Source organism: Rheinheimera muenzenbergensis (assembly GCF_036984005.1).
GTDB classification, from domain to species: Bacteria; Pseudomonadota; Gammaproteobacteria; order Enterobacterales; family Alteromonadaceae; genus Alishewanella; species Alishewanella muenzenbergensis.
The window spans coordinates 51,879-72,379 of record NZ_JALAAR010000002.1; the positions used below are offsets into that span (position 1 = coordinate 51,879).

At 51.0% G+C, this 20,501-nt stretch carries 15 protein-coding genes; 7 read left to right on the forward strand and 8 right to left on the reverse strand.

The annotated features are described in order from the left end of the window. The first annotated feature begins 42 nt into the window (after positions 1-42). Positions 43-1,941, forward strand: a complete 1,899-nt coding sequence (locus MN202_RS02380; RefSeq protein ID WP_335734490.1) for an SLC13 family permease — start codon at positions 43-45, stop codon at positions 1,939-1,941. Between the two features lie 26 nt (positions 1,942-1,967). On the opposite strand, the gene panC is transcribed toward MN202_RS02380, so the two are convergent. From panC to dksA, 6 genes are all read right to left on the reverse strand, one after another. Further along, entirely contained in the window at positions 1,968-2,810 is an 843-nt protein-coding gene (gene panC / locus MN202_RS02385; protein WP_335734491.1) for a pantoate--beta-alanine ligase, read from the reverse strand. Between the two features lie 5 nt (positions 2,811-2,815). Next, a complete protein-coding gene (panB, locus tag MN202_RS02390; RefSeq protein ID WP_335734492.1) occupies positions 2,816-3,607 on the reverse strand; it encodes a 3-methyl-2-oxobutanoate hydroxymethyltransferase in 792 nt (263 codons plus the stop codon). 53 nt (positions 3,608-3,660) lie between these two features. Further along, complete coding sequence (gene folK / locus MN202_RS02395; protein WP_335734493.1) at positions 3,661-4,161, reverse strand: 2-amino-4-hydroxy-6-hydroxymethyldihydropteridine diphosphokinase; 501 nt, start codon at positions 4,159-4,161, stop codon at positions 3,661-3,663. Beyond that, positions 4,161-5,624: a polynucleotide adenylyltransferase PcnB gene (gene pcnB / locus MN202_RS02400; RefSeq protein WP_335734494.1), complete on the reverse strand. Its 1,464-nt coding sequence runs from the start codon at positions 5,622-5,624 to the stop codon at positions 4,161-4,163. Before pcnB ends, folK begins: the two co-directional genes overlap by 1 nt. Positions 5,625-5,744: 120 nt before the next feature. After that, positions 5,745-6,638: a tRNA glutamyl-Q(34) synthetase GluQRS gene (gluQRS, locus tag MN202_RS02405; protein WP_335734495.1), complete on the reverse strand. Its 894-nt coding sequence runs from the start codon at positions 6,636-6,638 to the stop codon at positions 5,745-5,747. 1 nt (position 6,639) lies between these two features. Continuing rightward, positions 6,640-7,089 carry an RNA polymerase-binding protein DksA gene (gene dksA / locus MN202_RS02410; RefSeq protein WP_068232704.1) on the reverse strand — a complete coding sequence of 150 codons (450 nt, stop codon included), beginning with the start codon at positions 7,087-7,089 and terminating at the stop codon, positions 6,640-6,642. A gap of 248 nt (positions 7,090-7,337) precedes the next feature. Between dksA and pepB the strand changes: the two genes are divergently transcribed. The 6 genes from pepB to MN202_RS02440 all read left to right on the forward strand — a co-directional run bounded on the left by pepB (position 7,338) and on the right by MN202_RS02440 (position 18,073). Next, the gene (gene pepB / locus MN202_RS02415; RefSeq protein WP_335734496.1) at positions 7,338-8,630 is read left to right on the forward strand and encodes an aminopeptidase PepB; all 1,293 of its coding nucleotides are present in this window, start codon (positions 7,338-7,340) and stop codon (positions 8,628-8,630) included. Positions 8,631-8,673: 43 nt separating this feature from the next. Continuing rightward, the gene (gene hrpB / locus MN202_RS02420) at positions 8,674-11,163 is read left to right on the forward strand and encodes an ATP-dependent helicase HrpB (protein WP_335734497.1); all 2,490 of its coding nucleotides are present in this window, start codon (positions 8,674-8,676) and stop codon (positions 11,161-11,163) included. Then, positions 11,160-13,430 (forward strand): penicillin-binding protein 1B, encoded by a 2,271-nt coding sequence (gene mrcB, locus MN202_RS02425; protein ID WP_335734498.1) that lies wholly within the window; start codon positions 11,160-11,162, stop codon positions 13,428-13,430. Before hrpB ends, mrcB begins: the two co-directional genes overlap by 4 nt. Before the next feature lie 21 nt (positions 13,431-13,451). Further along, positions 13,452-15,602 carry a winged helix-turn-helix domain-containing protein gene (locus tag MN202_RS02430; protein ID WP_335734499.1) on the forward strand — a complete coding sequence of 717 codons (2,151 nt, stop codon included), beginning with the start codon at positions 13,452-13,454 and terminating at the stop codon, positions 15,600-15,602. Positions 15,603-15,683: 81 nt separating this feature from the next. Beyond that, on the forward strand, positions 15,684-15,899 hold the full coding sequence (locus MN202_RS02435; RefSeq protein ID WP_335734500.1) for a hypothetical protein: 216 nt from the start codon (positions 15,684-15,686) through the stop codon (positions 15,897-15,899). A gap of 86 nt (positions 15,900-15,985) precedes the next feature. Next, a complete protein-coding gene (locus tag MN202_RS02440; protein WP_335734501.1) occupies positions 15,986-18,073 on the forward strand; it encodes a winged helix-turn-helix domain-containing protein in 2,088 nt (695 codons plus the stop codon). On the opposite strand, the gene hemL is transcribed toward MN202_RS02440, so the two are convergent. Both hemL and MN202_RS02450 read right to left on the reverse strand, forming a co-directional pair. Beyond that, positions 18,070-19,350, reverse strand: a complete 1,281-nt coding sequence (hemL, locus tag MN202_RS02445) for a glutamate-1-semialdehyde 2,1-aminomutase (protein WP_335734502.1) — start codon at positions 19,348-19,350, stop codon at positions 18,070-18,072. The genes MN202_RS02440 and hemL overlap by 4 nt on opposite strands. Positions 19,351-19,394: 44 nt before the next feature. Then, positions 19,395-20,408 carry an aspartate carbamoyltransferase gene (locus MN202_RS02450; protein WP_335734503.1) on the reverse strand — a complete coding sequence of 338 codons (1,014 nt, stop codon included), beginning with the start codon at positions 20,406-20,408 and terminating at the stop codon, positions 19,395-19,397. Positions 20,409-20,501: the final 93 nt, after the last annotated feature.

Below are 20,501 nucleotides of genomic sequence, written 5' to 3' on the forward strand. Positions count from 1 at the left end.
AACATGCAGCTGCGATCAATTAACTAACTCCCGGAGTGCAGTATGACCACGGCGCAAAGCATTATTATGCTGATTTTACTGGTCACTATTGGCATGTTTTTATGGGGCCGCTGGCGCCATGACATGGTAGCGCTCGGTGCTATGCTGGCGTGTGTCTTTAGCGGTCTTATTGACGCGCAAAGCGCCTTCAATGGCTTCGGCCACCCGGCGGTGATAACCGTTGCCTGTGTGTTGGTGCTAAGCCGGGCGCTGCAAAGTTCTGGCGCAGTAGATGTGTTAACCCGTTTGGTGTTGCCCGCCAAAGCCGGCCCTAGCTTAAGTATTGCGGCCCTAACGCTGCTGGCTGCATTGCTGTCGGGCTTTATGAATAATGTTGGTGCCCTGGCTTTGCTGATGCCGGTGGCAATTCAACTGGCAAACCGCTTACAGCTTTCTCCCGGCCAGGTGTTAATGCCGCTGGCGTTTGCCTCAATTCTTGGCGGTACCATGACATTAATCGGCACTCCGCCGAATTTGATAATTTCTGGTATACGCGCTTCTGAGGGCTCGGCTGGCTTTAATATGTTTGATTTTACTGCTGTTGGCGCCGCAGTGACGGCTGTAGGTTTGGCATTTATTATCCTGCTGGGCTGGCGCCTGGTGCCAAAACGCAAACAAGCGGGCACTGAAGGCTTCGAAACTGGCGCCTATGTTACAGAAGTGCGAATTGCTGAAGGCAGTAAAGCCGATGGCATGAAATTGCGCGAAGTCGAGGCGGTGCTGGATCAGGCTGATGCACAGGTAGTGGGATTGATCCGTAATGACGTGCGGGTAACTGCACCCAGTTCGGGCCGTTATTTGCGTGCACTGGATATTTTGATCATTGAAGCCGAAGCTGACGCACTGACTAAAGTGCTGTCAGAGCTGGGGCTCGAGCTGGCACACGCGAAAGCAAAACGCGAACCCACAGCTGAGGAGGAGACTGAACAGGCTGACTCCGCACAACACTCGGCAGCAGTGGACGATCCAGAACAGTTGACGACGGAGGGCGCGGACCAAGCTGTGGAAAAAGAGCCGGAAAAGGAACGTATACCTGACGAGATTGTGTTGTTGGAACTTGCCGTTTTACCCTCGTCAAGCCTGCTTAACCGCTCTGCCGCCGATATGTTATTGCGCACCCGCTACAGTATTAACTTGCTGGCAGTATCTCGCCATGGTCAGCGCTCGATGGCACGGTTACGTTCTTTGCCATTGCGAGCCGGTGACTTGTTGCTGATGCAGGGTGCGCCGGATGTATTACAGGATTTTGCCAATAATACGGGCTGTGTGCCGCTGGCCGAGCGTGAGCTTAGGATACCAAACAAGCGCAATGCCTTAATGTCGGCAGTGATTATGCTGTTGGCGGTGGTGCTGGCTGCAACGGGGATTTTGCCGGCGGCAGTATCTTTTGCTGCCGGTGTGTTAGCCACCATGGCTCTGCGCACCTTACCCTGGCGTTTGGTATATGACGCTATAGATTGGCCGGTAATAGTGCTGCTGGCGTGTTTGTTGCCCGTTGCCGGCGTTATGCAAAGTACCGGTGCGGCGGGCCTGATTGCCGCAGTGTTGCTTGATACGCTGGCTCAGGGCAATCCAGTAGTAGGGCTGGCGGTTATTTTGATCAGCACACTTATTTTGACTGATTTAATGAATAACGCAGCGACAGCAGCTGTGATGGCACCTATTGCACTGGGCGCCGCTAATCAGCTTGGTGTTAATCCGGACACCTTTTTAATGGCGGTGGCAGTGGGCGCATCGTGCGCGTTTTTAACGCCAATTGGCCATCAAAACAATACCTTAATTCTTGGGCCGGGCGGTTTTCGTTTCACTGATTACTGGCGCATGGGCTTGCCGCTGGATGTATTAGTAGTAGCGGTAAGTTTACCGGTATTGCTGCTAGTGTGGCCGTTACACCCGGCGTAAGAAAACGCCGGGCAGGCGCTTGTCGGTCAGATTTCCAGGTTGTCAATCAGACGGGTGCTGCCCAGCCAGGCCGCTGCCAAAATCACTTTAGCCTGCTGTGCGGTGGTGGCCAATGTCAGATCGTTTTGATCTGAGATATCAATATAATCCGGCTTAAAACCCTCAGCACTGAGCTGTTGCTTCGTCTGTTGCTCCAGCGCCCGGTAATCATGGTTGCCAGCCAGAATGCTGCTACGCAGCTGCTGCAACAGCAGATAAAGCTTGGGTGCTAGCGCACGCTGTTCAGCATTAAGATAGCCATTGCGTGAACTCAGCGCCAGACCATCGGCTGCGCGCTCGGTCGGCACGCCGATAATCTCAATCGGCATGGACAAATCAGTTACCATCTGACGGATAATCGCCAGTTGCTGATAATCCTTCTGACCAAAGCAGGCAATATCCGGCTGTACCAGGTTAAACAACTTACACACTATGGTGGATACGCCGCGAAAATGGCCGGCGCGGCTGGCACCGCAGTGTAAATCGCCCAGCAATGGCACTTCAACAAAGCTTTGTACCTCCAGACCACGCGGGTACATCATCGCTGGCGTTGGGGTAAATACCGCATCGGCGCCATGGGCGGTCAGCCCGGCGCAATCAGCCTCCAGCGTGCGCGGGTAGCTGTCGAGATCTTCGTTTTTGCCAAATTGCATTGGGTTTACAAAGATGCTTACAATTACCCGATCAGCACGGCCTTTGGCCACATCAACCAGTTTTAAATGGCCGTTATGCAGGTTGCCCATGGTGGGTACGAAGGCGATACGTTCGCCGTTTTGCCGCCAGGCACTGATTTGTGCCCGCAGCGCAGCAATAGAGTTGAGTATTTTCATCGGCTTTAAAAACTGTGCTCGCTGGCAGGGAAGGTCTGGCTTTTAACTTCGCTGACATAGGCCGCGATCGCGCTTCTGATCTCGCCGGTTTGCGCCAGATAGTTTTTCGAAAACTTTGGAATATAACCGCTACTGATACCGAGTAAATCATGCATTACCAGTACCTGTCCGTCGGTAACGTTGCCGGCGCCAATACCGATAACCGGTATGCTTAGCGTGTCGGTGATCCGTTTTGCCAGCTTGGTTGGAATGCATTCCAGAACCAGCAGCTGGGCGCCGGCATCTTGTAAGGCTTTGGCCTGAGCAACCATCGCATCGGCAGCCGCGTCAGTTTTACCCTGCACTTTATAGCCACCAAAAATATGCACAGACTGGGGGGTTAAACCTAAATGGCCGCATACCGGTACGCCGCGCTCGGTTAAGGCTTTTACGGTAGGCAGTAAAAAGTCGCCTCCTTCCAGTTTTACCATATTGGCGCCGGCTTGCATCAGCGGCACCACACTTTGCAGTGTCTGCTCTAAGGTGCCGTAGCTCATAAACGGCATATCGGCGATGACAAACGCTTCGGGTGCACCGGCGCGCACAGCCCGGGTATGGTAGGCAATATCAGTAATGGTTACCGGCAGGGTGTCGCCGTGGCCTTGCAGCACCATACCTAAGGAATCGCCAATCAGCAGTACGTCGACGCCTTGTTCGGCAAATAACTTCGCGAAGCTGGCATCATAGGCCGTCAGCATGGTGATCTTGTCACTTTGCTGCTTCATTTTCTGTAATACGGCAGTGGTGATCTTAGCCATAATCTTCTCATCCGACCATTAACGCAGGACGCGCAAGATCGCACAAAGTGCGATTAGCTGCAACTGCTGTGAAGTTTTTGCAGGCCATTTAACGGCACCTGCGCCAGTAAAGAGGATAATACAGTACCGTCCGGCAGGCTAAGTTGCGGTGCAATATCGTGAAGCGGATACAGCACAAATTCACGTACGCGCAGGCCATAATGCGGTATGGTCAGACGCTCGGTATTTATAATCTGCTTACCATACAGCAGAATATCCAAATCCAGTGCACGCGGGCCCCAGCGCTCGGCCTTACGTTGACGGCCTTGTTGTTGTTCTATCTGTTGCAGCGCATCCAATAACTGCTCTGCTGTCAGTGTGGTGTCGATAGCGGCTACCGCATTAACATAATCGGGTTGGTCTTGCGGCCCCATCGGCTTTGAGCCGTAAAAATCGGAAACGGCGACCAGCTTGCAGTGGGCTAACTGCGAAAGTGCCTGTACAGCACTTTGCAGCTGTGCCATGGGTTGTTGCAGGTTGGCACCTAAGCCAATGTAACAGCGCTGTGATGCCATTATTCAGCCGTCGGTTTGCGTTTATAGCTACGCCGGCGGCGCGGGCCTTTGTCAATGCCGTCTTTGCCCAGTTGGTTGATTAACTGCAGCCGGCTTGGTTCATCAGCAAATTGGAAGCGTTCCCACCACTGCGCCAGTTCAATCAGGCTGCCGCCTTCGGCCCGGGCACGTAACTGTAGAAAATCAAAGGCACCACGAAATTTAGGTTGCTCCAGCAATTTAAATGCACGGCGGCCGGCCCTTTTGTTTAAGCGGCTTTGCAGTGCCCAAATATCGCGCATGGCCAGGGTAAAACGCTTCGGGATCGCGATAGTACGCTGTATATCGTCCAGCACTTCTGTCATGGCAATATTCATCGCATCTATGTCGCTTAACCCGTCTGTCATCAGGGCTTGCGCCCGTACTTCTACCGGATACCACAACAGGGCGGCGAAAATAAATGCCGGCGTCACCGGCTTATCGGCCGCTACGCGCTCATCGGTATTTTGTAAAGCCTGGGTTGCCAGGGTAAAAGCTTTGCCTTCGGGCTCTTGTTTTAACAGTTTGTCTAGTTGAGGCAGCAGTTGCTTTAGCACCTTGGTGTCGCGCATCAGCATAAAGTTGTCAAAGCCTTTGCCCGCCAGCAGCATCTTAACCAGCTCATCAAATAGCCGTGGTGCCGGTACATTTTTCAGCAACACCGCCAGTTGCGGTATCGGCTCTGCTGCAGCCGGCGCGATTTGCATATTCAGTTTGGTAGCAAAACGAATGGCGCGTAAAATGCGGACCGGATCTTCCCGGTAGCGAGTTTCCGGATCGCCAATCAGTTCAATTTTACGCTCGCTGATGGCTTGCATGCCGTTGGCAAAATCATACACGGCAAAATCGCTGACTGAGTAATACAGCGCATTGAGGGTAAAATCACGACGCTCGGCGTCTTCATCTATAGTGCCGTAGACATTGTCACGTAATATCTGGCCGTGGTCGCTTAGGCTGGCGGTTTTTAGCTTAGGTGCGGTATCGTCTTCATCTTCGCTGCCACTGTGATGGCCACGAAAGGTGGCGACTTCAATCACTTCACGGCCAAATACCACGTGTGCCAGGCGAAAGCGCCGGCCAATCAGGCGGCAGTTGCGAAAAACCTGTTTGACCTGCTCCGGTTTGGCATTGGTTACCACATCGAAATCTTTTGGCTGAATGCCCATGAGTAAATCGCGGATGCAACCACCAACCAGGTAGGCGTCGAAACCGGCATCTTTTAAGCGGTACAGCACCTTTAAAGCGTTAGGGCTGATATCTTTGCGTGAAATACCATGCTTGTCACGGCCAATGCGCACGACGTCCGGCAACTGGCTGGCGCCAGGAACGGGTTGGTTACGTTTGTCTGGCGCCGCATCTTGTTGCTGCGGTTTCACCGTTTTAGCCTTACGGGCTGTGCTGGGCTTGGCTTTACCACCAAAGGTGCGGCGGCAAAAATCTAACACTCGCGTAATAATGGTTATTCTCCTGACAAATATGGCTTCGGCCGGTGCCGGCTAGTAACAAAAAAGCCGGCCAATAATACCGCAGCTGCGCTAAAAAAAGAACGCAACACTGCTGGCTTCTTAACGAAATTCTGTACTGAGTATCTCCAGTTGCGCTGGTACTTTATTAAGTTGCCATTGGCTACTGGCCCAATTTAACTGCTCTGTAACCGGCGCCTGTTGTAACTCTGTTGGCGGCATATGGTTTAAAAATCCCAGCACCCGGCTGAGTATTGCTGCTGCTGGCCATTGTGCTATTGCTGCCGCATGGTTTTGCTTACTAAGTTTAAAACCCGGTTTAGTTACCGCCAGTGGCAGATGACCATATTGGGGTGCTGCTGCGCCTAATAGTTGGCACAATGCCTGTTGCCGGGGTGTCATTTGCAGCAGGTCGGCACCACGGATCACTTGTGTAACCGCCTGATCGATGTCGTCAACCACAACAACCAACTGATAAGCGAACAAGCCATCACGGCGGCGCACTATATAGTCTTCTTGTGCCAATGAGGCGGCAATCTGCTGCTGACCAAATACCAAGTCGGTAAAATCTGTGCTGACATTGCTGCTGCGTAATCGCCAGGCCAGTGGCTCTGTTGTAAGTTGCGCCTGGGCACAGCGGTTGTCGTAAAGCCCGCCCAGACTGCTTATTTGCTTACGGCTGCACTGACAACCATAGATCAGTTGTTGTGCTTTTAGTTGTTGTAATATTTGCTGGTACCGCTCAAGCCGCTGGCTTTGATAAAGCACAACGCCGTCCCAGTGCAAACCAAATTGCTCCAGTGTGCGCAGGATATCGCTGTCGGCGCCAGGCACCATACGTGGGGTGTCGATGTCTTCCATTCGCACCAGCCATTGGCCGTGCTGAGATTTAGCCTGCAGATAGCTGCCAACAGCAGCTATTAGGGAACCGAAATGAAGCGGGCCGGAAGGCGATGGCGCGAACCGGCCAATATAGCAAGGTTGTGCTTTGGGCATCTTAGCCGCCCAGTTGCTTTTCCTTGATTTCAGCTAAGGTTTTGCAGTCGATACACATATCGGCAGTAGGACGGGCTTCTAAGCGTTTAATACCAATCTCTATGCCACAGGTATCACAAAAACCAAAGTCTTCATCTTCAATTTTTTGCAGTGTTTTCTCAATTTTTTTCAGCAGTTTGCGCTCACGATCACGGGCACGCAGTTCTAAACTGAATTCCTCTTCCTGGGCGGCACGGTCAACCGGATCCGGGAAATTAGCTGCTTCGTCCGCCATGTGGTTCTTGGTGCGGTCAACTTCTTCACGTAATTGTTGACGCCAGGCGTCCAGAATACGGCGGAAATGCTCCAGTTGCTTCGGGTTCATGTACTCTTCCCCGACAGCTTCCTGATATGGCGCTACGCCTGCAAGGGCTAGTAAACCCAGCGTTTTGGTAGTATTGCCCTCTGGCATAATCATCTCCTGTAAAATGCCCAGCAAAAAATATGGCGGCTATAGATAGCAGAATATTGCCGGCATCGCAATCAGATTTAAAAAGACGCGGCAGTATACAGAGCTCTTATAGTTACGTCATCTGTTTTCGGCAAATGCGCCAAACAGGCGTTATTCGTCCGTTAAGGGGGTTATTTGGCTTAGCGGAGCTTGTGGTACACTGGCCGATATCGCCTTTTTAAATAACGATCAAGTATACAGGGGCCAGTATGACAGACGTGGTACAGATTACACTACAAGAAGCTGCAGCAGGTGAAAAATGGGGCAAAGCACTGTTTACGCCTGCCGGTAATGGTTTTCAAATCCATCTAAATGCTAATGACGCACTGCGTACTGTGCAAAAAGCGGCCCGCAGCCTGGACAGCCTGGGGCTTACTCAGGTGCAGCTCAGCGGTGCTAACTGGACATTGCCGTTGCAGTGGGCCTTTTATCAGGGTTATTGTTCAGCAAAAAAACAAGCTGGTGTCGGTTTTTGCGGTGATGCCGCTACTGTAACGCAGTTAAAGCAGCTGGAGCGCTGTTATAGCTGGGCCAAAGATATTGTCAATCAAACGCCGGATCAATTGTATCCGCAGGCACTGGCGCAGCAAGCCGCTGCCTTTATTAGCAGCGTGGCGGCACCTGGCACCGTTAGTCAGAAGATCTTACTGGACGATGCGCTGCTGGCAGACGGCTGGTACGGCTTGCACGCAGTGGGCCGTGGCAGTGATCGCAAGCCGGCTATGCTGGTGCTGGATTATAATCCACAGGGTGACGAGGCTGCGCCGGTAGCTGCCGCACTGGTAGGCAAAGGCATTACGTTTGACAGTGGTGGCTACTCTATTAAGGCCACTGAAAGCATGCTAAGCATGAAATGTGATATGGGCGGCGCAGCTACGGTTACCGCAGCCTTAGCGCTGGCCATTTTGCAGGGGTTAAATAAACGCGTGCAGCTGATTTTATGCTGCGCCGAAAACCTGATTAGTGGTAATGCTTATAAGCTGGGCGATATTATCCGCTATAAAAACGGCACTACGGTTGAAATTGTCAATACCGATGCTGAAGGGCGGTTAGTGCTGGCAGATGGCCTGATGTGCGCGGCAGAAAGCGGTGCCGGGTTAATTATTGATGCTGCAACCTTAACCGGTGCGGCAATGGTCGCGGTTGGTGGCGAGTACAATGCCTTGTTTGCGCTGGATAAAGCCTTGGCGCAAAAAGCCTTGGCCTATGCCGGGCAGCAGCAGGAGCTGACCTGGCAGTTGCCGTTGGAGCCGTGGCACCAACATCAATGTCCGTCGCCTTTTGCAGATACTGCCAACAGTAAACCGGTAAAAGGTGGTGGTGCCGGCGGTGCCAGCAATGCAGCCGGCTTTTTGAGCCGCTTTGTGCCAAACGAAGGCAAGGGCTGGCTTCATTTTGACCTGGCGGCCGCCTACAACAGCAGTGGCAATGCCTATTGGGCTGCAGGTGCTACCGGGCTGGGGATCCGCACTATTAGCGCGACGCTGCTGGGTGAAATATAACCAATACAGATATTTTATGGCAAGGTGCTGTTAAGTCAGCACTTTGCGTTTATCGCCGGCACGCTGGCAGATTTTTACGGATGTGATAGTGCTACCTGTTGCCGAGATCTTTGCTGATCTTATCAAGCTGTTACACAGCCATAATAAAGTGTTGTTGTCAGCGCCGCCCGGTGCTGGTAAATCGACTTATTTGCCGTTGTACTTATTGCAGCATCCGGATTTTGCCGGCAAAAAATTGTTAATGCTGGAGCCACGCCGGTTGGCAGCAAAAAGTATTGCTGCCTATCTGGCGGCGCAGCTGGGCGAAGTCGTTGGCGACAGCGTCGGCTATCAAATTCGGCAGGAACACAAACACAGCGGCAACACGCGTTTGCTGATTGTTACCGAAGGTATCTTAACGCGAAAATTGCAGCAAGATCCTGAGCTTAGCACTGTGGATCTGCTGCTGTTTGATGAATTTCACGAACGGTCGCTGCATGCTGATTTAGCCCTGGCGCTGTGTCTGGAAGTGCAGCAACTGCGGCCACAGCTGCAATTGCTGATCATGTCTGCCACGCTGGATATGGCGCAGTTAGCTAACCGGCTGGATGCGCCGGTGCTGAGCAGTGCAGGGCGCAGTTATCCGGTAACGGTAGAATATGCGCTGCCGGGCAGCCAACCACTGACGCAGCAAATAGCGGCGTTAGTGCAGCAGGCGCTAAGCAAACATAACGGCAATATACTGGTGTTTTTACCCGGCCAGGCAGAAATCAACCAAAGTGCTCAGTTGTTGCAGCAACAGGGGTTAGCTGCCGATGTGCAGCTGCATCGTTTAATTGGTAGCCTGACACTGGCACAGCAACAAGCGGCTATTGCGCCGCCACCGGCAGGTATGCGCAAAGTAGTTTTGTCGACCAATCTGGCCGAAACCAGTTTAACCATCGACGGTATCAGCGTAGTGATTGACAGCGGTCTGTGCCGGCAAAGCCGTTTTAACCCGCGTCAGGGTATCAGTGTACTGGAAACCGCCGCTATTAGTCAGGCGTCGGCTATTCAGCGTGCCGGCCGTGCCGGCCGGTTATTACCCGGCCATTGCTACCGGCTGGATACGGCAGAAAAATGGCAGCGCAGAGCCCGGTTTGATTCGCCGGAGATTGAAATCAGTGATTTAACCGCATTGCGGCTTGAAGTTGCCGCCTGGGGTTGTCAGGTGGGCGATTTGTACTGGCTTACACCACCACCGGCAGCGTCTTTAGCGGTGGCAGAGCAACTGCTGCAACAACTGGGATTTATTGACACCCGCGGCATTATTACTGCCAGCGGGCGCCTGGCGCACAAATTGGGTACAGAACCCCGGCTGGCGGCCATGTTGCTGCATGGCCAACAATTGGCGCAGCAAGGGCACCAGCATGCAGCGGCACTGGCTTGTGTACTGGCTGCTGTACTGGAAGATACGCGCGTGCTGCAGGGCGATATATACAGCTTGCTTGGCCGGGTCAGGCAAACACTGCCGCAACAGTGGCAACAGGCACAAAGTTTTGCCCGTTTGCTTGGTTGTCAGTTAACAGACTCGCTACCGCTGGAATTAGCCCCGCTACTGACATTAAGAGCATTTCCAGACCGGCTGGCCAAACGCCGTGGCCAGGGCTATCAGTTAGCCAATGGTATTGGCGCTGTATTACAGCAGGACCACAGCTTAACCGGGCAAGCCTGGTTAGTGGTGCTGCATATGCAGCAATTTGGCCGCGATAACCGCATTTATCACGCGCTTGCTATCAGTAGCGATGCCATTATGGCAGACTGGCAGGCAGAGCTTGGTTGGCGCACGCAAACCTTCTGGGATGACAAAAACGGTCGTTTTTTTACTGAGCAGCAACTGAACTTTGGTCAGTGTTTGCTTGATGCCAAGCCAGCGCCGCTGCAACTGACGGCAGAGCAAAAGCAGCTGGCATGGCAAACTTATATTAGTAATAAAGGATTAAGCTGTTTGAACTGGAGCGATACTGCTTTGCAGTTAAGGGCCAGAGTAGCATTATTAAATCAGTATCAACCTGATGCTGGCTGGCCGGATTTTTCTGACGAGGCCTTGTTAACTACCCTGCCACAGTGGCTTGGTGCTTATTTAGCTCCGCTGAGTAAAAGTGCCGCTCTGGCTCAGTTACCCTTGTATGATGCCCTGTTGCAATGTTTAAGTTATCAGCAGCAACAGGCGCTAAACCAGCTGTTGCCCACGCATTGGCAAGCACCAACCGGCTCACGGCTGAGTATTGATTATCTTGCTGAAGGTGGGCCCAGACTTTCAGTACGGGTTCAGGAAATGTATGGCCAGATGCAGTCACCGATGTTGCTACAGGGGCAACTGGCCATTACTGTCGAACTGTTATCGCCTTCGCGTCAGCCATTGCAGGTTACGCAAAACCTGGCCAGTTTCTGGCAAAATGCCTGGCTGGAAGCGCGCAAAGAAATGCGTGGGCGTTACCCCAAACATTACTGGCCGGAAGATCCGGCTCAGGCTCTACCTACAACAAAAACAAAAAAGGCCATGCATAAATGAGTCGTAAAGCCGCCACCGGGAATGGCCGTAGTAAAAAAACTGCTGTGCTTAGCCACAAACCGCATTGGGCAAAGCGTAGTGTGTTGTTCGTGTTTAAGTTGCTATTGCTTGCTGTATTGGTGCTGCTGTTTTATCTGGTATACCTTGACAGTAAGATCAGTAAGAAATTTGCCGGCCAAAAATGGCAGGTGCCGGCACAGATTTATGCCCGCAGTACGGAATTACTGCCGGGCAAACTGATGACACCGCAGCAATTAATCAACAGACTCGACGCCTTGCAGTACCAGCGCAATGCCGCTTTAACCGCGCCGGGCCAATACAGTGTGTCGCGCAATCACGTTACCATTTACCGGCGGCCTTTTGTCTATGTTGACGGCTACCAGAGCGAGCAGCTATTCAGCGTTGAGTTTAATCAAAGCGGTATTAACCGCATAATGCAGCGCAACCTGAATGAGCCGGTTAATTTTGCCCGGCTGGAACCGCAGCTGATAGAACATCTGGTTGCTGCGCAGCAGGAAGACCGCGAACTGGTAGCGCTGCAGCAAGTGCCGGAGCTTTTTAAAGATGCATTGCTGTTGGTGGAAGATCGGGAGTTCTATCATCATCACGGTGTGTCACCGCTATCGGTACTGCGAGCCCTGCTGGTAAATATCAGTGCCGGACGCACAGTGCAGGGCGGCTCTACGCTAACTCAGCAATTAGCCAAAAATATGTTTTTAAGCAGCGACCGTACCTTATGGCGCAAGGTTAATGAAGCCTTTATCGCGCTGGTACTGGATTATCGCTTTAACAAAGATCAGATCCTCGAAGCCTATTTAAACGAAGTCTTTGTCGGGCAAAACTTTGCCAATGCCGTGCATGGCGTAGGTTTGGGCAGCCGTTTCTATTTTGGCAAGCCACTAACTGAATTACAGCCGGCGGAAGCCGCACTGCTGATAGGCATACTTAAAGGCCCGTCTTATTTTGACCCGCGCCGTTTTCCGCAGCGGGCACAACAACGCCGGGATCTGGTACTGCGGCTGATGTTTGAGCAACACCTGCTCAGTCGGGCGGATTATCAGCATGCCGTGCAACAAGATGTGAAGGTGATCCCCCGTGGTGAGTATCTGCAGCAGGGCAATGCCGCTTATCTGGATACAGTGCGCAAAGAACTGCGCCAGCTCAGCATAGATCCTGCTTACAAGGATCAGGGCATTAAAGTATTTACTTATCTGGACACTGTTACTCAGCAGCAGGCAGAGCAAGCCGTGAAACAGCAATTAGCACCACAGGATAAGGCACTGCAAGCGGCTATGGTCGTCGCCGACTATCGTAATGCTGAGCTCATTGCCATGGTAGGGGCAAAAGAGGCTACCCAGGGTGGTTTTAACCGGGCACTGGATGCAAGACGGCAAATTGGCAGCATTATCAAGCCGGTTATTTACCTGCAAGCTGTAGCGCAGCAAGGTCGTTATACATTGGCCAGTCAATTGGACGACAGTCCAATCCGACTGCGCAGCAATGATCAGGACTGGCAACCGCAAAATTTCGATAAGCAGTACCGGGGGCCGGTCAGCTTAATCGATGCTTTAGTGTATTCACTGAATGTACCGACGGTGCGGCTGGGTTTGCAGTTGGGCTTGCCGGCAATTCACGATGGTTTGCGGCAATTAGGGCTTAACCGCAAAGTAAAGCTGCACCCGGCGGCACTTTTAGGTGCAGTTGAACTCAGCCCGCTGGAAGTGACGCAGTTGTATCAAACTATCGCCAACAAAGGTTTGCATCAGCAACTTAGCAGTTTATTTGCCGTTACTGATCACAATGGTCATCCGCTGTATCAGCGTCAGCATCAGTTAACCCGGCGTTACCAGGAAGCCGAAATCTATTTACTGCAATACGCTCTGATCCAGGCGGCAGAAAAAGGTACCGCCAGAGCCCTGGCTACTGCATTTCCGGGTATTAAACTGGCCGGTAAGACCGGTACCTCCAGTGATTATCGCGATAGTTGGTTTAGCGGTTTTGATCAGGACAGCCTGACCACTGTCTGGCTGGGGCGGGACGATAACAAACCAATAGGCCTGACCGGCGCCAGTGGCGCTTTAGCGCTGTTTAGCCAGTTTTACAGCAGCAAAGGGGCGAATTCGCTGATCACCGCCATGCCAGAGCAAGTTTCTTTACAGGCTTTTTCGTTAAAAACAGGTTACGCTGTGTCACAAAGTTGCCTTAACATATTGTTATTACCTGCGATATCAGTTGAAATGCCTGCAGGTCCTGAGTGTATTAATTAATAAGAAGCTAAAACCAGTAATATGACGATAAAACCCGACAAGCCGCTACAGGTTGGAGACTGGCAATATTTACCTGAGCAGGACAAGCTGGTTCAGCTTGGCGCCGATGGTAAAATAGCTGTTACTGCAGATCTGGACAATTTGTCACAAAAGGTGGCGAATTATTTTATCGTCAACGCCGGGCGTTTAATTACCAAAGACGAATTACTGGCCGATGTCTGGGGCATCCGGGATGTGTCTGACGGTCGGGTAACCCGGGTGATCCGGGTATTGCGTGTCGCTCTGGGCGACGATACCCGTGAACCTAGCTACATTGAAACCATTCCTAAGCGCGGCTACCGTTTTGTTGCGCCGGTTACAGCGATACAGTTACCGGAAAAAAGCGGTGTGCAACAAGCTGATATTATAGATATTACTCAAAACGACAGTAAACCGCGGCGCTACTGGTTACCGATAACCGCTTTTGCCAGTGTATTTATAGCTGCGATGTTTTGGCTGTTAGTGCCGGATGACGCTGCAACCTCAGATGCTGATGTCATTCCAATGCTGCGCTATAAACCCCTTACCGCACTTGATGGCCTGGAGTTCTATCACAACGTCTCACCCGACGAGCGTTATATGGTGTATAGCTATGCCAGCCCTGAAAATGAGACGATCACTGTACTTATGCTGGAGGATTTAATCCAGCATAAGCGTGTTGCGCTGACAGCTAATTCTTACAGTAGTTTGGGCGCAGCTTTTAGCCCGGATGGTAAAGCGATTGCTTATCAGCGGTTAATTATAAATGAGTTATGTGAGATCAGACTGATACAGCTGCAGAGTGATTTAATTAGTGTAAAGTCGGATGACCTGCTTAGCACCTGCGGAAAACGGTCTATATCGGCACGGTTAAGCTGGTCGGCGGATGGTAATTATCTGGTTTATCCGGAAATGCGCGATGGTGATAAGCAACTTACTTTGAGTGTTTTATCTGTTAATTCCGGTACCACCGAGAAGTTAACCGTGCCACCGGCAAGCAGCTTCGGCGATTACAGTGCACGATATTCGCGTAAAGGGGATAAAGTGGCGTTTTTGCGCGAGGCAGCGGGCGTGGCACAAATTTGGGTTATAGATCTAACTACCCGAGCCAGTAAATTGTTGGCAAAAGTTGTCGATGCCTATCCGGGTAATATAGATTGGGACTTGCAGGATCAACATATTATTTTTCCATCGTCAGCTACATCTATCAGCAAGGTAAGCTTAGATGGTGAAGTTTCAGTAATTGCCCATACAGATAATAGTGCCAGTGAAATCCAAGTTACCCGCTCTGGTAATCTGGTGGCCTCTATCGGTAATTTTTCGCGGATTAATTTAAAGAAAATATCCAATAGCTTGGTTAACTCCGAACAAAGTAACGAACCTGTATTCAGCTCTAACCGAAATGAAACCCTGATAGAGGCGAATCCAAATCCAGACGGTCCTTTAGCTGTGGTATCGCGACGTTCTGGTTTGCCTCAGGTCTGGCTGATGTACCCGGATAAAACGCAAAAGCAACTAACCCATTTCTCCGAGCGCGAACGTATACGCAGCCTGGTATTTTCGCCTGACGGTACTCAATTACTGGTGCATGCTAACCAGCAAATATTTTTATATGCTTTTGATGGTACTTATAAGAAGGTTGCAGGCAGTGAAGCGGTATTGCTGGGGCTGCCATCATGGAGCCGGGATGGCAAAACCATTTACTTTGCCGAGGTGCTGCAGGGGAAGTGGCGCATTGTTGAGTTAAGTACACAGGATCTACAGTCTCGTAATATCACGGCGGTTGAACGCGAGTTTTACTATCAAAGCTATACCGCTGACTATGCATTCTGGCGCGAAAGTAACACCAATAAATTCTACCTGCAGCGCGCCGGACAACAACCTGAAGAGTTGGCTATATCGCTGCCTGATACACAAGTGATTACCAAATTTCACCTCGCAGCAAATGGCATCTATTATTCCAGGCTCGTAGATGAAATGAGTTATGCACTACACTACTACGACTTAAATACGAAAACAGTACAGGTGGTAGTAGAACAGATGAGCCTTGGCCGCTTTAGTGTCAGTGCTGATGAAAAATATGTCTACATTCTGGAGTACGAGCTGGCAGATATCGACATTGGTATTTTGGAGCAATTAGTCGATTCTTTATAAAGAATTTATATTAAAATCATAGAGTTTATTTGATTAGTTTCATTAAGTTAGAGGTACTACCCAACGTAAAGGAACTAAAAAATGAAACTTACAACCACACTTGCTACCGCTTTATTATTTGCTGCCAGTACACAGTTAACTAATGATGCGCCAGCGCAAAAACCGCAGATAGATGATACGTTAATTTCTTGTGCTTTATATCCACTATGTGATTTAGATATCTATAGCCCGGCACCGCAGCCAAGCGACAAAAAAATAGATACTAAAGATAAAGCTAAAGGCGACAAAGTTGCCTGACATATTGTTTTACAATTAGAAACGCTAAACATTTCTGATGCTTAAGGTATAATCCGCTCCAACATAGTTATGTTGGGCGGACCTTAATGTCAAATTTGGACCCTGTGGTACAGATTGGCGACTGGTATTATCAGGTCGTTTATGGCGAACTGTGGCCCGTTACCATAGCTAAACCTGAGCACCCGCACCGGCTTGAACCGCGCTTGCAAAGCCTGCTGAATTTTTTCTTACGTCATCCAAACACCCTGCTAGCTAAAGATACCCTTATTGATAAAGTTTGGCCTGCTGAAGAAGGCACTGATGCAGCGGTAATGCGTGCTGTGGGCGCCTTGCGCAAAATTCTCGGCGATGATGTACGCTCGCCTTGCTATATCGCAACAATATCGAAAAAAGGCTATTGTTGGTTAGCTGAGATTAAGGCGGTTGAGCTGTTGGCACCCAGCGCGGCACCGGATAATCCACTAACAGAGTCTGTAGCAGAGGGCGGCGCTAAACCGCTTGCTGATGATAACGCAGCAGGCTTGCCATGGCGCTTTATTAGCACGACCGCTGCTGTAGTGCTGCTATGCTGTGCCAGTCTGGCTTATGTGTTGGCTAAATATACCGCCGAGCCACTGGTGCGGTTACCAGACACCATTACACCGATAAGTGCGCTAAGCGGGCAGGAATACTGGCCAATACTAAACGCCTCACTCAGCCATGTAGTGTATCAACACCGCGCACCAGAGCAGCCATTGCTGAACTGGAGTGTACAAAATCTGGCTGATTTAAAAGTTGAGCATGTAGCACAATATTATCAGACCCTGTCAGAACCCGTCTGGCTGGACGACCAAAATTTACTGTTTCGTGGTGGCACAGCTCAGCAACAGTGTGCATTTTATCAGCAACAATTATTGCCCGTAGCCAAACCTGCGCAATTGCTGCAAGCCTGGCCTTGTCATCAGGTATTATCGCAAGCGCTGTTGCGTTGGCAGGAACAATGGTTGTGGGCCGATACAGAACCCGGCTCAAGCGACGTGTTGTTGTACCGCACAACAGGGCAAGACAGTGTTACAGCGATAAATCGTATTGCTAATAACTGGCGCCAACTAAGCGCTATGCTGTTGTCGGATGACAACTTGTATTTATTGGTACAACAGAGTGTCAGCAGCAGTACCCTGTATCGTTTAGCGCTTCCGGATGGCCAGCCGGAACTGGTGATAAGTTTTCCGTATTTAGTGCAGCAATTTTCCTGGTGGAGCAAGCAACAGTTATTACTGTCGGCAATGGGCAGAGAACTGGAAATATTTGATCTGACAAGCAAGTCTGTGCAGCGTTTAGGCCCCCTTACTATTGACCTGACTCAGGCAAGTAAAGCGCCGGGACAGGTATTGGCGACGCAGTTTCTGGATTACACCACAGATATTTACCAAATTGCCGACAATGGACAGCGCGCCTTACTGTCATTTTCTCCCTGGCATATTAGTAATCGTAGTGAGAGTTTGCTGGCGGTATCTGAGCATGGCACTGCCTTTGTTTCACAGCGTACCGGCCTGCCTCAGGTATGGCTGGCGCGAGGCCGCGACAGTACGCAGCTGACAAGGCTGAACGAGCAACAGCAAGTGCAGCAATTGTTATGGCACAAGGCTAACTTGTTGTTAATGCTTAATAATCAGTTGTTTCAACTAGACCAGCATAGTGCTGAGTTAACCTCTTATCCGGCCAATATCAATACTGCCGGGCGTGTCAGTAGTTGCAATGACCGCTTGTACTGGACAGAGCTGACAGCGCACGGCTGGCAGCTATTCAGCGAAACGGACAGCGGTAAAAGCGTAGTATACGCTGATGTGGTAGATGTGCGTTGTGGCCCTGACAATGGTTTAGTATTGCAGTTTTCTCACCGCAACGATTTGGCGGTGTTGCACGGCGGACAGTTGAGTATTTTGCCGGCACAGTTAAACTGGCGCCAGTTATCCCCTGAACAATGGTTTACTGATAGTAGCGGCATCTATTGGTTGGACACGCAGCATGATGCCTTGAAATATTACGACTGGCACACTCAGCAACTTACCGAGTTAAACTGGCCACAAAGCAATATGCCATTAGCCATTTACAGCGGGGGTAAGGGGATTGGTTTTGTCGTGCGGCAACGGCCGCACGACACTGATATTGTCTGGTTGCAAAACCGTCGTTAAAGCTGTTTAAAGCTGTGCTCTGCGGCGGCAATAGTTTGCGCCAGGTCGTCATCACTGTGTGCCAGCGATAAAAAGCCAGCTTCATAAGCTGATGGCGCCAGATAAATACCTTGTTGCAGCATCAGGTGGAAAAAACGCTTAAAGGCGTCTGTATCGCACTGGGTTGCCTGGGCAAAGTTGGAGACCGTGGCTTCCTTGGTGAAGAAGAAACCAAACATACCACCAACCTGGTTGGTTGCCAGCGGTACACCGTGTTTTGCTGCGGCTTTACTGATGCCATTGATCAGCTGCGTAGTTTTAGCGGCTAAGGCGTCATAAACACCGGCTTTGCTGATTTCGGTCAATGCAGCTAACCCGGCCGCCATGGCGATGGGGTTACCGGATAAAGTACCTGCCTGGTATACCGGCCCCAGCGGCGCTATATGTTGCATAATCTCGCGTTTACCACCAAAGGCGCCTACCGGCATGCCACCACCGATAATTTTACCTAAAGTCGTTAAATCCGGCGTTACCTGGTATACCGCCTGGGCACCGCCGAGTGCTACCCGAAAACCGGTCATCACTTCGTCGAAAATTAATACTGCGCCGTATTGATCACACAGTTGGCGCAAGCCTTGTAAAAAGCCATCTGCAGGCGGGATGCAATTCATATTGCCAGCGACCGGCTCAACAATAATGCAGGCGATGTCCTTGCCGTGCTCGGCAAACAGTTGCGTTAACTGTGGCAGGTTGTTGAACTCACTGGTTAGGGTGTATTTGGCAAAATCGGCCGGTACGCCAGGTGAATTAGGTACACCCAGAGTTAACGCGCCTGAACCGGCTTTTACCAGCAAGGAATCAGCGTGGCCGTGATAGCAGCCTTCAAATTTAACTATGGTATTACGTCCGGTGTAGCCGCGTGCCAGGCGGATTGCGCTCATCGTCGCTTCGGTGCCGGAGCTAACCATGCGTACCATTTCCATTGAAGGAACCAGTTTGCTGACTAATTCAGCCATGGTTACTTCCGCCGGGCAGGGCGCGCCAAAGCTCAGGCCTTTGCCGGCGGCTTCAATGACTGCATTACGGATGGCCGGGTGATTATGGCCTAATAACATCGGCCCCCAGGAGCCGATATAGTCAATGTAACGTTTGCCATCTACGTCAAACAGGTAAGCGCCGTCAGCCCGCTCGATAAACACTGGCGTTCCACCAACGCTTTTAAAAGCGCGCACCGGCGAATTGACGCCGCCTGGAATAGTGTGCTGAGCACGTTGAAACAGTTCTGCAGATAAAGACATAAAATCAGTTTCCGATAAGTAAAAAGAGCCGGCCGTCTGCCGGGTTAACCACTGTGCTTATTGCTGTACCAGGGCACGGCGCACTCGTAGTTGCTAATAATGTCGTCTACTCCAAGCGTTAACGCAAACAGCGCCATCCGCACCAGAATGCCGTTGTCGGCCTGACGAAAAATGGCCAGGTTAGGGTTCAGGTTTAAATCGTTATCTAATTCGTTGGCTTCTACCCGTGAGTCACGCGGCAGCGGATGCATAATTACCGTATTGGATTTGCAGTAACGGGTATAAATTTCCTGGTTTAAGCGGAATTTGCCGCGATACAGATTGGCTTCGGCTTTTGACGGAAAGCGCTCTTCCTGGATCCGCGTTTGGTAGACAATATCTGCGTTCAGGTTGCCCTCAAGAACATCGGTAACGGTAACTTGATGGCTGGCGTTTTCAATAGCACTGACGATTTCGTCCGGCATTGCCAGCTCTTTTGGGGCAATCAGCGTGAAGCGCAGGTTTTTGTATAGCTTTAACAGCTTGGACAACGAGTGTACGGTACGGCCGAATTTCAAATCGCCTACCATAGCGATATGCATGCCATCAATACTCTGACCGGACGAGGCCAGCTCGCGCTCTATGGTAAATAGATCCAACAAGGCCTGGGTGGGGTGTTCATTGGCACCGTCGCCGCCGTTTAGTACCGGCACCCGGCTACCTAAGGCAAATTCAGCCACTGAACCGGCCTGCGGGTGACGCATGGCTATCACATCACTGTAACTGCTGATCACACGGGCCGTATCAAACAGCGATTCGCCTTTTGATAATGCAGAAGATTCCATACCGGTGGTTTCACGTACTTCACCACCAAGTAAATTAAAGGCGCAACCAAAGCTGACCCGGGTGCGGGTGCTGGGTTCAAAAAACAGATTACCTAATATAGCGCCTTCCAGCACCTTGGTGCGTTTTTGCCGGCTGGCATAAGGTTGCATTTTTCGGGCTATAGTAAAAACGTGCTGGATGGTGTCGCGATCAAACTGGCTTACCGAGAGGATGTGTTCGCCTTTAAAGCTCATAGTCAGTGCTCTTTTCGCTGAGAATTAACCCGGCCCGGAACTGGCCCGGAACCGGCAATAGACCGTGCTATTATACGCGAAAACAGCCGGCAA

Excerpts from the sequence above, each read along its gene's own strand:
- MN202_RS02380 (WP_335734490.1), top strand. The coding sequence starts at position 43 with ATGACCACGGCGCAAAGCATTATTATGCTGATTTTACTGGTCACTATT.
- panC (WP_335734491.1), bottom strand. The coding sequence starts at position 2,810 with ATGAAAATACTCAACTCTATTGCTGCGCTGCGGGCACAAATCAGTGCC.
- panB (WP_335734492.1), bottom strand. The coding sequence starts at position 3,607 with ATGGCTAAGATCACCACTGCCGTATTACAGAAAATGAAGCAGCAAAGT.
- folK (WP_335734493.1), bottom strand. The coding sequence starts at position 4,161 with ATGGCATCACAGCGCTGTTACATTGGCTTAGGTGCCAACCTGCAACAA.
- gluQRS (WP_335734495.1), bottom strand. The coding sequence starts at position 6,638 with ATGCCCAAAGCACAACCTTGCTATATTGGCCGGTTCGCGCCATCGCCT.
- dksA (WP_068232704.1), bottom strand. The coding sequence starts at position 7,089 with ATGCCAGAGGGCAATACTACCAAAACGCTGGGTTTACTAGCCCTTGCA.
- pepB (WP_335734496.1), top strand. The coding sequence starts at position 7,338 with ATGACAGACGTGGTACAGATTACACTACAAGAAGCTGCAGCAGGTGAA.
- mrcB (WP_335734498.1), top strand. The coding sequence starts at position 11,160 with ATGAGTCGTAAAGCCGCCACCGGGAATGGCCGTAGTAAAAAAACTGCT.
- MN202_RS02430 (WP_335734499.1), top strand. The coding sequence starts at position 13,452 with ATGACGATAAAACCCGACAAGCCGCTACAGGTTGGAGACTGGCAATAT.
- MN202_RS02435 (WP_335734500.1), top strand. The coding sequence starts at position 15,684 with ATGAAACTTACAACCACACTTGCTACCGCTTTATTATTTGCTGCCAGT.
- MN202_RS02440 (WP_335734501.1), top strand. The coding sequence starts at position 15,986 with ATGTCAAATTTGGACCCTGTGGTACAGATTGGCGACTGGTATTATCAG.
- hemL (WP_335734502.1), bottom strand. The coding sequence starts at position 19,350 with ATGTCTTTATCTGCAGAACTGTTTCAACGTGCTCAGCACACTATTCCA.
- MN202_RS02450 (WP_335734503.1), bottom strand. The coding sequence starts at position 20,408 with ATGAGCTTTAAAGGCGAACACATCCTCTCGGTAAGCCAGTTTGATCGC.